Below are 12,214 nucleotides of genomic sequence, written 5' to 3'. Positions count from 1 at the left end.
GCATGGTCAGCCTTCTCCATGCCGAGCGGGCCTCGAAGCGCGCCGGCCGAACCGGCTGCACAGCAGTACCCCACTGGGTTGCTTCCCGCGTCGTGGTGCGGGGGACCCAGCGTTACGCGTTCCGGCACACGGCCCCAGACCGATCTCCGTAGAGGCGGCAGTCCACAAGACGCCCCGCCGTGACGAGTTGAACCCTCGGGTTGGCGGATACGCCATCCGACCTGCGGATTCCGACGTCTTGATCGGTCACACCACCCAGCGGGACGCCGGCCGCGTGAGCACCGCCCAGCTCGAAGCGGATGCCCGGTTTCACATCTGCCTCGTGGGGGGGGATCCGCCGCGGCTGCGACGGAAGGTCGAACACTTCCTCGCTCCCTCGTCGACGTCGACACACGGGCGGCACGTGAATCCCACGTCATCCGTCCTCCCGCGTCATCCGTCCGCCGTCGGCATCGACAAGGACGGGCCGGTTACCGACCTCATCAGCCCGGCGTTCAGCGTCGGCTCCCGGTTGCCGCCGGAGTCCAGATCCGGGACCGGCCAGTGTGCCGGTGGAAGAACTTGCTGAAGTGGGTGGGGCTGGGGAAGTCGAGCCGGTCGGCGATACGGGCGACGAGTTCGGCCGCAGCGTCTGGGCCACCCGCCCCGCCCCTGACAGCCGCCCGTGTTTTCTGCGCACCACCCCACCTGAAAGCCCGTCAGAACGGGCGTCTTCCCAGCGTCAGGACTTCCAGGACGCCCCGTCCGCAGACCAGGCACCCATCCGCCACCGCACCGGAAAAGCCCAGGCCAGAGCCCATAGGGCCACGCCCTCACACCTCGAACTGTTTCCACCGGGGAAACACGCCGAGCACAACGGGCCGCGCCTGAGGAACCCAAGAAAACCGTAGGTCAGAGCCCCTTTGCAGCGGGTTCAAGAATCGCCACACACTCAACATGCGACGTCACCGGAAAGATGTCGGCCTGAGCGAGTCTCGGAAAAGGCCAGGTCAATGAGGTTCCCCCGCTGTGCGGGAGGTGCTGACTAGCTGGTCAGGAGGGGTTGACGGGGATCCAGGTTCACTTGTTCGGCCGTTGCCTGGTTGGCGTAGTACTTCTCCTCGAACTCGACGGGACTGAGCCAGCCGAGCTTCCCCTGGATGCGGCGACTGTTATAGAAGCCGTCGATGTACTCGAAGAGCGCGAGGTTTGCCTCGGGTCATGTCCCTTGTCGTGGTGTAGCCGATCAATCAGACGTTGTGTTGGTGGTGTTGGGTAGCGCGGGGGCGCTTTCGGGGCGCTCGGTGGGGTAGATCTGGTCCATGCTTCCCTCGGGCAGGTAGCGGCGGGGGAAGGCGATCCACTCGTCGTGCAGCTCGAAGAGCACGGCGGTGACCAGCCGCAGGAGCGCGTCGTCGTTGGGGAAGACCTGGACGACGTCGGTGCGGCGCTTGATCTCGCGGTTGATCCGCTCCAGCGGGTTGGTGGACTGGATCTTCTTCCAATGTCGCTCCGGAAAGACCGCGAAGGCGGTCAGGTCGTCCTTCGCTTCCAGCAGCATCGCCTTGACCTTCGGGAACTGTGTGCCGAGCATGTCGGCGACGGTGTCGAGCTGGGTGCGGACCGCGTCGGCGGTGGGCTGGGCGAAGATCGTGCGGATGGTCGCGGCGACCATCTCCGCGGCATCCTTGTTGATCACGCCGAACACGTTGCGCAGGAAGTGGACCCGGCAGCGCTGGTAGGCCGCACCGAGCATGACCTTCCGGATGGCCTTGACCAGCCCGGAGTGGTGGTCACCGATCACGAGCCGGACCCCGGTCAGACCGCGTTCACGCAGGGAGCGCAGGAACTGGGTCCAGAACACCTCGGTCTCGCTGTCGCCGACCATCACCCCCAGCACCTCCCGGCCGCCGTCCTCGGTGATCCCGGTGGCGATGACCACGGCGCGGGAGACGATCTGGTGCTCGACCCGCGCCTTGCAGTAGGTCGCGTCCAGGTACACGTACGGGAAGCGGACGTGATCCAGGGGCCGGCTGCGGAACACGGTCAGCTGGCCGTCCAGGTCCTGGCAGATCCGCGAGACCTCACTCTTGGATATCCCGGTGTCCGCGCCGCGGGCCTTGACCAGGTCGTCGACCGACCGCGTGGACACGCCGTGGACGTAAGCCTCCATGATGACCGCGTACAGCGCCTGGCCGATCCGGCGACGGCGCTCCAGCAGTGCGGGGAAGAAGCTCCCCGACCGCAGCTTGGGGATGGCCAGGTCCAGGTCGCCGGCCTGGGTGGTCAGCGTCTTGTCCCGGTGGCCGTTGCGAAAAGCAGTGCGGGTGTCGGTGTGCTCGTTCCACTCCGCGCCGATCCGGGCAGTGGTCTCGGCCTCGATCAACTCCTGCAGCATCCGCTCGGCCACACCGCGGACGAGTTCGAGCCCATCCGCCGAACGTAGTGACTCCAGCAGCCGGAGTAAGTCATGCTGGGACAGGGCCACCGTGCACCTCCTGGGTTGAACTGCCCGTTTGCCAAGGAGAGTTGCATGGTGGCCCGCCTCATGGGCAGGGAGCGGAAGCTCCCCGCCCCGTGCACCCCGGCGCACGCCCCCCACTTGATCGGCTACACCACAACAAGAGACGCCATCAAGGCGCGAGCCTCACCCGGACGCAGAGCCTGCTCGGCGACGGTAAGCATGAAGGGGTACACCGAGCGATTGGCACCCGCGTACCCACGTATCCACTTGAGCAGCGATCGAACCTGCTCCGCGGAAAGCAACCATTTTTCGTCCATTACGTCGACAGACACAGCTCTGAACTCCGAACTCTTCGGGGAAATATCTCAATGACCCACACGAAGAACCGCGTGACAGGTTCAATGGTCTGTGGAATCGCCGGTTTGGCTAACCGGCGGTCGTCGGCTATGTTGCCCCCGCCCGCACGCTCCCGGCATCCAGGTGCATGCAGGAACAGTTGGGCATCGACGCGCTCCTCCGGACCGTTCTAGGTTTGCTTGCTTCGCCGTGCTATTCCAGTCCGTTGCGGACTCGATGTGTCTGCCGTCGGCGAATCACCACACCCCCAGCGTCACAGAGGAGACCCCCCTACCAGCACGCTCGCCCGCCTGCCGATGCCGAGGAACAGAGCAGGCGCCTTCTAAGCACCTGCTCTATCGCGTCGCCTCAGCGCCCTGCGCGATGCCCTCGACATTCCGCCCGAGAGTGCATGAAAGCCCGGCAGCGAGCCTCAGGAATCAAGCGTCGAACAGATCGGCTTGCTCCCAGCGGGCTGACATCGGCTCACCGGATTCAAGTAGATTCTCAAGTTGTGCCGCTTCCTCAGCATTCAAGCCCAGGAATAGCCGAAGTGTAGTACCCAGCAATTCAACGAAGGGAACGAGCGCCCTTGCTCCCGGCGGGCTGGCAATCCTACTGACGAAGTTGCATCGCAGGGGAATGCGGGTAGATGTCAAAGCCCGCGCTTCGATCACGCCCTCTTCCTGTCCCAACGCAGCGCTAATACCGTCGAGTTGCGGGTCATGAGTGACGTCTTCACCCGGTGCGTCATAGCCGATACTGCGGTTGGTCATCAGCATGCGGATAGATGTCAACGGGATGGCAAACCTGGCGGCGCGTTCCCGAACCTCCGCCAGTAGGGGTGCGTCAAACTCTTCGGGAACGTGGAGATCCTTACGACTGGAAGCCACGTAGGCCACGAATCCGGGACCGTGCAGGCCAAGATGCCCATCCTCGATGGCCCAGCGCCACGCGCCGCCGGTTCTCGCGGGCTCCGGTTCCACCACCATGCAGACGTGCCCCTTCCACGTCTGCACCGCGCTGCGCATCAAGTGCTGGAGGTTGGGGGTGTCCGTGATGTCTGTCCGCAGGAGAGTCCTGGCGTCCACGAGCGGTCGGATACGTCGCCAGAATCCCGCATCCGCGATCTCCGGAGAGGCCAGCAGCAGGTTCAGCGAGGTCTCGTCGAGAGACGCCAGGTGGGGCACACTGGCCGGAAACTCCGACAGTGACCGGCCACTTCCCTGCCACATAGCCGCCATCAACGTGGACATACGGCGCGAGATGTCGGGCACCGTGTGCCTGGAGACCTGGGAGAGGGCCAGGCGAGTGGGTTCTGTTCGGCCTTCGCGGGCTGCCTCCACGCCTGTGCCGACCGCGTACAGGAAGCGGTCGACTTGGCCCGCTCCCATGACGCCGCGGCCACCCTCGACGATCGCGTCGGATGCCAGAGCCGTCGGTGTCCTCGTGGGGGTGCGGGCCGGCAGTGCCCCGAGCCCGGAGGGATCGAGCACAAGGGTGTGACGTTCCTCGGCAACGGCTTCCAGTTGCTCCCGTGCGGGCCCAGTCCCCAAGTGGGCGAGGGGCACGACCAGCGGTTGTTGCTCGCGCTCGAGAAGCTGGACATCCGAAGCCAGAAGTCCAGGATCGCCGGAGGCACGAAGGTAGACCCGCCGTTCGGAGCGGTGAGCGCCGGAGCTCCATGTCATCAACAGATCTGGCACGTAGGTGTGGTTGAAGAAGTCCGTCCGCACGATCCGGGCTGTGGGATAGACGTCCAGGAGACGTCGTTGCACCACATCCTTGACGCGCTCGACCGCTTGCCGAGGATCGGGGTGGTCGAGCGCGCTGTTGATCTCCGGCGCCATCAGCGTCACCATGCCGACCTCCCCTGGCTGTTGTAGAAGTTGGCCACGACTCCGCGCCAGTCGTCCAACGGAACCAGCTTCTCTTGCTTCTCCGACATCACGACCAGCCAGAGTCGCTCTGACAAGTCCACCAGCAGCTCATCTTTGATCGACTCTGCAGCCGTTTCGGGATCCTCGATACCGAAGATGCGCAGCGACTCTGCGAGTACGGCCTCTCGGATCGCCTGGGGGCTGGTGAGCTGGTCCCAGTCGTTGGCGCGGAAGGGTGCCCAACTGATCCACATGTAGTGGTCTCCGAGCATGTACCCCTGGCTCAGCGCCACGTAGCACTTGGCCAGGAAGCTTTTGCAGGCGGGGCCTTGGTCGCTCGCGTTCCGCCGCCACTTCACCTCGGCGCAGAACATCTGGCCGTCCCAGTCGCCGCCCCGCATGACCCCACCAAGGTCGTACGAGAAGGGCTTCTCGTTCCCGTTCGGCCACCGCAGGGTGAGCTTCCGCGCCCACACGCCCTCGAGGTTGGTGTAGGACTGGGACACACGCATGGTGCCTTCGAGCCAGCGCTTGACCCGTTGCACCGCCTCGGCGCCCTTTACGTGCTCTTCTTCACCCGGCACAGCGCAAGAGTATCTTTACGTACCATCTCCGATACAGAGTGCGAGGAACCTGGCGACCACTCGCGCGTGGGCGCCGGCCACGCTGCGGCAGCGACGCCTCTCGTCGCCGCCGAGCGGCAAGGCGCTCGCCCACCTGCGCGCCGGCGCGATCGAACCCCGCGTTCTACGGTTCAGCCTGGCGTTTGGGCTCGTACGCACTCCAGCCCTTCAGGTACGGCCGCAGCTCATCCGGCGTCGGTTCACGCAGCGTCGGCATACCCGGAGGCCGCCGCAGCGGGTCGATGTCCCGTGCGTACCGGCGTGCCCACTCCAGCCAACGACGCTGCGATCCCGTGGGCTGTTCGTCACCGTCCGCCTCCAGCGCTCCAAGACGTCGCTCCAGGGCATCGCAGTACTCCCCGATCAGGGCAGCCTCACGCCATCGTCCGACCTCCTCGCGCAGCACCGCAGCGAGTTGCTCCCGGAGCGCGAGTTCCTTCGCCTCCTCCACGGCTGCCCGCCAGCGGGTCTCACGCTCCCGTCGCTTACGTTCATCGTTCGCTCTGTGCTTCGCGTCCTCGACCGCACGCTCTTCGATCTCTGCGAGGATCACGCCCAGGGCCTGCTCAAGCGACCTGTTCTTCCGGTCACGCCAGCGTCCCGACCGTCTGGTCAGTCCGTGCGCGACCTCCACAACGAGGCGCGCGGAACGCTCCGGATTCGTGGACTGCGGGGACTCCTGCCTGACGGTGACGGTGTAGGCAAAGCCGTCAACGACGACGTCCACCCCGCCCTCACGCCTGTAGAACGGGGACCGGACCTTTCTGACTTCGTAACCTCGCCGCTTCGCTTCAGCCGCCAGCCCTTGGAGCAGCAGGAGCGACCTGCGGCGCAACGCCGACGGCATCACCAGGTGCTGGTCGTCGTCCCTGAGCGCAGCCACAGCCGGATGAAGGCGCACCAGCCGCGCGGGCACGGGAACCGGACCGCTCGCCGTCGGCCGCTGACTGCGCGCGTTGGGATGCGGGCCCTCCGCAAGGAAGAACTCCAGGCCGAGCCCACCGTACGGAACCTTCTCGATACGGCGGCCTTCCGGCTCCATGCCGTGCCGCTTCGCGTAATTGACGACGCGCCGCCACTCCGCGACCTCGTCGTCGCTCGGGTGCGTGAATCGAACGCGCCCTTCGGCCACGAGCCGCTCGACCAACTCCCGCGCCTTCGCCCTCCGCGCTTGAGCGACGGGACGCTCGCTGTACGGCGACGGTGAATCGCTCGGCACCGCGGCATCGCCACCCTTTCTCGAACGGCGCAGGTACACGGTCATACGTGGCACACACCGTACGCGCCGACAAGCGAACCCACCCGACGATCCGACGCGCGCGCTACCCCTCGGGCAGGACCGTGGCCGCCCACGCACGTTCCTCAGCCCACGCTGCAGCTCAGGTCACGGCATCCCGAGATTCACCTGACACGCGATCAGAACGAGCGTCAAATGAGCGTCAAGATACCTCGGAGAGCGTCATTTGAGCGTCAAGATATCGCCCGTAACGCCCATAGCGCACATCATGCGCATCGACTAAAGTCGCAGGTCAGCGGCCTTTTTCGGCAGGCTCCAGGATCGCCACGCACTCCACATGGTGCGTCATCGGGAACAGGTCGAACACGCGCAGCATCCGTACCCGGTACCCGCCGTCCCGGAAGTACGCCAGGTCGCGGGCGAGGGCGGCCGGGTCGCAGGCGACGTAGGCGATGCGGCGGGCGCCCAGGGAGGTCAGGTGGGCCACGGTCTTGCGGCCGGCGCCCGCGCGGGGCGGGTCGAGGACGACGAGGTCGACCTCGGTGATGCCGGTGCGGGGCAGGACGGAGTCGACCTTGCCCTGCTCGATGCGGACACGGGGGAAGTCGGCGAGGTTGTGCCGGGCGTCCTCGACCGCGCGCTTGCCGGACTCGATGCCGAGGACCGCGCCCTGCTCGCCGACCCGGTCGGCCAGGGCACCCGCGAAGAGGCCGACGCCGCAGTACAGGTCGAGGGCCGTGTCGCCCTTGCGGGGCAGCAGTCCCTGCATGACCGCGGTGATCAGGGTGTCCGCCGCCTTCGGGTGGACCTGCCAGAAGCCGCCGCCTGCGACCCGGTGGGTGCGGCCGTCCGCCCGCTCGCGGACGAAGGGGCGGCCGTGGACGCGGTGGACCTGGCCGTTGCGTTCGTCGATGCGCAGGACGGAGACGGGGCGGTCCAGTTCGACCAGGGGCAGGCGTGCGCCCGGTTTCGGGGTCAGGACGACCTGGCGGTCCTGCGAGCCCGTCGCGGCGATCGCCTCGACGGAGTCCATGCCCGTCCAGTCCCGCTTCTCGATGCCCAGCTCGCTGACGCCCTCCGCGGCGATCATGCAGTGGTCGATGGGCTCGACCTCGTGCGAGCGGTGCCGGCGCAGTCCCGCGCGGCCGTCGGCGGTCACCGCGTACTGCACGCGCGTGCGCCACGCCGGGACCTGGCCGGCGGGGAGTTTGTCGCCCTCGGCGGGGACCACCGTGCCGTCCCAGCCGACCTCCTCGGGCGTGAGTCCGGCGAGCCGTTGCAGCTGCTCGGCGACGACCTCGCCCTTCAGCCGCCGCTGCGCTCCCGGCTTGGCGTGCTGCCAGTCGCAGCCGCCGCAGCGGCCGGGCCCGGCGTACGGGCAGGGGGCGTCGATCCGGTCCTTGGAGGCGTCGAGCACCGTCACCGCGTCCGCGCGCAGGAAGCGGGCCCCCTCCTCGCCCTCGGTCACCCGCGCGACGACCCGCTCGCCGGGCAGCGTGTGCCGGACGAACAGCACCTGTCCCTCGGACGTACGGGCGATGCAGTGTCCGCCGTGGGCGACGGGGCCGACCTCGACCTCGTACTCCTCCCCCACCAGCGATTTCCTCGGTTCTGCCTGCATGGCGGGGTGACTCCACAACATCGGGGGCGAAGATGCGGGCGGTGGCCCGCGACAACAGCCGTCCAGTCTACGTGTGCGGGGAGGAGTCCTTCGACCGCTCCGCCGGACCGCGCCGCACCGAACCCGGCGCCGACCAGTCCGCCCGCTTGCGGGCGCGCCGCCTGGCCGCCTCGGAGGACTCCAGCTGGTACGGCACCGAGGTCACCATCACGCCCGGCGTGAACAGCAGCCGGCCCTTGAGCCGCAGCGCGCTCTGGTTGTGCAGCAGCTGCTCGTACCAGTGGCCGACCACGTACTCGGGGATGAACACGGACACCACGTCCCGCGGCGACTCCCTGCGCAGGTTCTTGACGTACTCGATGACCGGCCGAGTGACCTCGCGGTACGGGGAGTCCAGCACCTTCAGGGGCACATCGATGCCGCGCCGCTCCCACTCCTCGTGCAGCGCCCGGGTCTCCGCCGCGTCGACGTTGACGCTGAGCGCCTCGAGGCTGTCCGAGCGCATCAGCTTGGCGTAGGCGAGGGCGCGCAGGGTGGGGCGGTGGATCCTGGAGACCAGGACGACCGAGTGGACCCGGGACGGGCGCACCATGTCGTCGCTCGGCTCTTCCGGTGCGGCGACCTCCTCGGCGACGCGGTCGTAGTGCCGGCGGATCATCGTCATGGTCACGTAGAAGACGCACATGCCGAGCAGCGCGACCCAGGCGCCGTGGGTGAACTTGGAGATGAGCACGACGACCAGGACCAGGCCGGTGAAGAAGGCGCCGAAGGCGTTGATGGCCCGGGAGCGGATCATGTGACGGCGCTTGGCCTGCTCCTTCTCGGTGGCCAGCAGGCGGTTCCAGTGCCGGACCATGCCGATCTGGCTGAGGGTGAAGGACACGAACACGCCGACGATGTAGAGCTGGATCAGGCGTGTCGTGCTGGCGCCGTACGCCCACACCAGCACGCTGGCGGCGCCGGCGAGCAGCACGATGCCGTTGGAGAAGGCGAGCCGGTCGCCGCGGGTGTGCAGCTGACGCGGGAGGTAGCGGTCCTGGGCGAGGATCGAGCCGAGCAGCGGGAATCCGTTGTAGGCGGTGTTCGCGGCGAGGAACAGCACCAGTGCGGTGGCGGCGGCCAGGAGGAGGAACAGCAGGCTGCCCTGGCCGAACACGGCTTCGGCCACCTGCGAGATCACCGGGTGCTGTACGTAGTCCGGACCCAGCGGTACGCCGTTGTGGAAGAGGTCCGTGGCCGGGTTCTCGGCCATGCGCACACGGGTCGTGCCGGCCAGGGCGATGATGCCGCAGAACATGGTGACGGCGAGCAGTCCCATCAGCGCGAGCGTGGTCGCCGCGTTCTTGGACTTGGGCCTGCGGAAGGCCGGGACACCGTTGGAGATCGCCTCGACGCCGGTGAGCGCGGCGCAGCCGGAGGAGAAGGCGCGCAGCAGGAGGAAGAACAGGGCGAAGCCCGCCAGGCCGGGGTGTTCGGGTTTGATCTCGAAGTCCGCCGTCGACGCCCGCATCTCGTCGCCGAGCACCACGCCGCGGAACGCGCCCCACGCGATCATGGTGAAGACGCCGGTGACGAAGACGTACGTCGGGATGGCGAAGAGCGTGCCCGATTCCCGGACGCCGCGCAGGTTCATCAGCGTCAGCAGCACGATCACGGCGATGGCGCAGGCCACCTTGTTCTCGACGACGAACGGGATCGCCGAACCCAGGTTCTCGACGCCGGCGGAGATCGACACGGCGACGGTGAGGACGTAGTCGACCAGCAGGGCGCTCGCGACGGTCCGGCCGGCCTTGGGGCCCAGGTTGGTGGTCACCACCTCGTAGCCACCGCCACCGCTGGGGTAGGCGTGCACGTTCTGCCGGTAGGAGGCGACCACGGTGACCATCAGGGCGACGATCGCGATCGCGATCCAGGGGCTGAAGTGGTACGCCGACAGACCGGCGACGGAGAGGACGAGCAGGACCTCACCGGGCGCGTACGCCACGGACGACAGCGGGTCGGAGGCGAAGACGGGGAGTGCGACGCGCTTGGGCAGAAGCGTTTCGCCCAAGCGGTCGCTGCGCAACGCGCGCCCGATGAGAATGCGTTTGGGCACGTCGGTCAGTTTGGACACAACTGAGGATCGTATGCCTTCGAACACGGGGACACCCGCCCGCCGCTCACATCCATACGGCTTCCGTACGGGTTCCGAACGGGTTCCGAACGGGTTCTGAACGGGACCCGTGCCGCGGGACGCGGCACGGGCGGGCGCCTCTGCTCTCCGGGTGAAAACACGGGGTGGTGGCGCTGCGGGTTCCGCGGGAGGCGCTGGTTCCATGCCTATATGACTGGGCCCCGTCCGCTGCCCCTCCGTGGAGGTTCCATGCACACGTCCGCCGAACTGATCGGTGCCGTGGCCGCGCTTCTCGGCCTGGGGATTCTGACCCTGGCGAGCGTACGCAGCATCACCCGCCGCTGATCGCCCCGCCGTGCCGATACGTTGGACTCAGGCGGCCCGGACGCGGCCCCGCGCGGCCCCCGCACGCTGCTGCCGGAGCCCCGGAGGGCATCGGAAGCGCGCCACCCCGGCATGATGTTGCCCGGCGGTCCGCACTCAGGCCGCCACAGGTTGCCCGGCGAGCCGAAAGAGAGACATGAGCACGATGGTCATGAAGATCGACGGGCCTGCAGGAAGCGCGGTGTGAGGCGATGCATATTGTCATCATGGGTTGCGGAAGGGTGGGTTCCGCCCTGGCCCAGACCCTGGAGGAGCAGGGGCACACGATCGCCGTGATCGACCGGGACCCGACCTCCTTCCGCCGTCTGGGCTCCGCGTTCAACGGCCGCCGGATCACCGGGATCGGCTTCGACCAGGACACCCTGCGCGAGGCGGGCACCGAGGAGGCCGGCGCCTTCGCCGCCGTCTCCAGTGGGGACAACTCCAACATCATCGCCGCGCGGGTGGCCCGTGAGATGTTCGGCGTCGAGAACGTCGCCGCCCGCATCTACGACCCCCGCCGCGCGGAGGTCTACCAGCGCCTGGGCATCCCCACGGTCGCGACGGTCCGCTGGACCGCCGACCAGATGCTGCGCCGGCTGCTCCCCTCGGGCGCGGAGCCGCTGTGGCGCGACCCCACCGGCGGGGTCCAGCTCGCCGAGGTGCACACCTCCCCGGCCTGGGTGGGGCACAAGATCAGCAAACTGCAGGACCGGACCGGCGTCCGCGTGGCCTTCCTCACCCGGCTCGGCGAGGCGATCCTGCCCAGCTCCCAGACGGTGTTGCAGGAGGGGGACCTGGTTCACGTGATGATGCGCACCGACGAGATCGACCGGGTCGAGGCGGCGTTCGCCAAGGGTCCCGAAGAGGAGGGCGGTCACTGATGAGGGTCGCCATTGCCGGAGCCGGCGCCGTCGGCCGCTCGATCGCGGGCGAGCTGCTGGAGAACGGCCACGAGGTCCTGCTCATCGACAAGGCACCGACCGCCATCTCGGTCGAGCGCGTTCCGCAGGCCGAGTGGCTGCTCGCCGACGCCTGCGAGATCACCTCCCTGGACGAGGCGGCGATCCAGCGCTGCAACGTCGTCATCGCCGCGACCGGCGACGACAAGGTCAACCTGGTCGTGTCCCTGCTGGCGAAGACGGAGTACGGCGTCCCGCGCGTCGTCTCCCGGGTGAACAACCCCAAGAACGAGTGGCTGTTCAACGAGTCCTGGGGCGTGGACGTCGCCGTCTCCACCCCGCGCCTGATGTCGGCCCTGGTGGAGGAGGCGGTCAGCGTCGGCGACCTGGTCCGGCTGCTGCGCTTCAGCCATGGTGACGCCAACCTGGTCGAGCTGACCCTGCCCGAGGAGTCGGCGCTGGCGGGCACCCGGGTCGGCGACGTCCAGTGGCCCCAGGACACCTCACTGGTCACGATCATCCGTGGGACGCGCGTTCTCACGCCGACCCGGGAGGACTCCCTGGAGGCGGGCGACGAGCTGCTCTTCGTGGCCGCCCAGTCCCGCGAGGAGCAACTGGAGGACCTGCTGTCGGTACGCCGGAACGACGCCGCGCGCTAGCCGACGGCTGTACGTGAGTGGGGGCGCCCGGTGTTCT

At 67.9% G+C, this 12,214-nt stretch carries 8 protein-coding genes and 1 pseudogene; 2 read left to right on the top strand and 7 right to left on the bottom strand.

Annotation, left to right across the window (positions count from 1 at the left end; genetic code table 11):
- Positions 1–1,093: 1,093 nt before the first annotated feature.
- The 7 genes and pseudogenes from ACVW19_RS25570 to ACVW19_RS25540 form a co-directional block, all read right to left on the bottom strand.
- Positions 1,094–1,195 (bottom strand): annotated as a pseudogene (locus tag ACVW19_RS25570) (IS3 family transposase); the annotation flags it as partial.
- Positions 1,196–1,225: 30 nt separating this feature from the next.
- A complete protein-coding gene (locus tag ACVW19_RS25565; RefSeq protein WP_457462088.1) occupies positions 1,226–2,467 on the bottom strand; it encodes an IS256 family transposase in 1,242 nt (413 codons plus the stop codon).
- A 752-nt stretch (positions 2,468–3,219) separates the two neighbouring features.
- A complete protein-coding gene (locus tag ACVW19_RS25560) occupies positions 3,220–4,641 on the bottom strand; it encodes a hypothetical protein (RefSeq protein WP_457462087.1) in 1,422 nt (473 codons plus the stop codon).
- Positions 4,635–5,243 carry a hypothetical protein gene (locus ACVW19_RS25555; RefSeq protein ID WP_457462085.1) on the bottom strand — a complete coding sequence of 203 codons (609 nt, stop codon included), beginning with the start codon at positions 5,241–5,243 and terminating at the stop codon, positions 4,635–4,637. The genes ACVW19_RS25560 and ACVW19_RS25555 overlap by 7 nt, the downstream gene beginning before the upstream one ends.
- Positions 5,244–5,406: 163 nt before the next feature.
- On the bottom strand, positions 5,407–6,546 hold the full coding sequence (locus tag ACVW19_RS25550; RefSeq protein ID WP_457462084.1) for a hypothetical protein: 1,140 nt from the start codon (positions 6,544–6,546) through the stop codon (positions 5,407–5,409).
- Positions 6,547–6,811: 265 nt separating this feature from the next.
- Positions 6,812–8,140 (bottom strand): class I SAM-dependent RNA methyltransferase, encoded by a 1,329-nt coding sequence (locus tag ACVW19_RS25545; RefSeq protein WP_457462083.1) that lies wholly within the window; start codon positions 8,138–8,140, stop codon positions 6,812–6,814.
- 67 nt (positions 8,141–8,207) lie between these two features.
- A complete protein-coding gene (locus ACVW19_RS25540) occupies positions 8,208–10,253 on the bottom strand; it encodes an APC family permease (RefSeq protein WP_457462081.1) in 2,046 nt (681 codons plus the stop codon).
- Positions 10,254–10,828: 575 nt separating this feature from the next.
- Here ACVW19_RS25540 and ACVW19_RS25535 point away from each other — a divergent pair.
- Together ACVW19_RS25535 and ACVW19_RS25530 are read left to right on the top strand one after the other, a co-directional pair.
- Positions 10,829–11,500 carry a potassium channel family protein gene (locus tag ACVW19_RS25535; RefSeq protein WP_457462079.1) on the top strand — a complete coding sequence of 224 codons (672 nt, stop codon included), beginning with the start codon at positions 10,829–10,831 and terminating at the stop codon, positions 11,498–11,500.
- Positions 11,500–12,177 carry a potassium channel family protein gene (locus ACVW19_RS25530; RefSeq protein WP_361455465.1) on the top strand — a complete coding sequence of 226 codons (678 nt, stop codon included), beginning with the start codon at positions 11,500–11,502 and terminating at the stop codon, positions 12,175–12,177. Before ACVW19_RS25535 ends, ACVW19_RS25530 begins: the two co-directional genes overlap by 1 nt.
- The last annotated feature ends 37 nt before the right edge of the window (positions 12,178–12,214 follow it).

The organism is Streptomyces sp. TE5632 (assembly GCF_054061295.1).
This window is presented reverse-complemented; position numbering and strand designations above follow the sequence as displayed.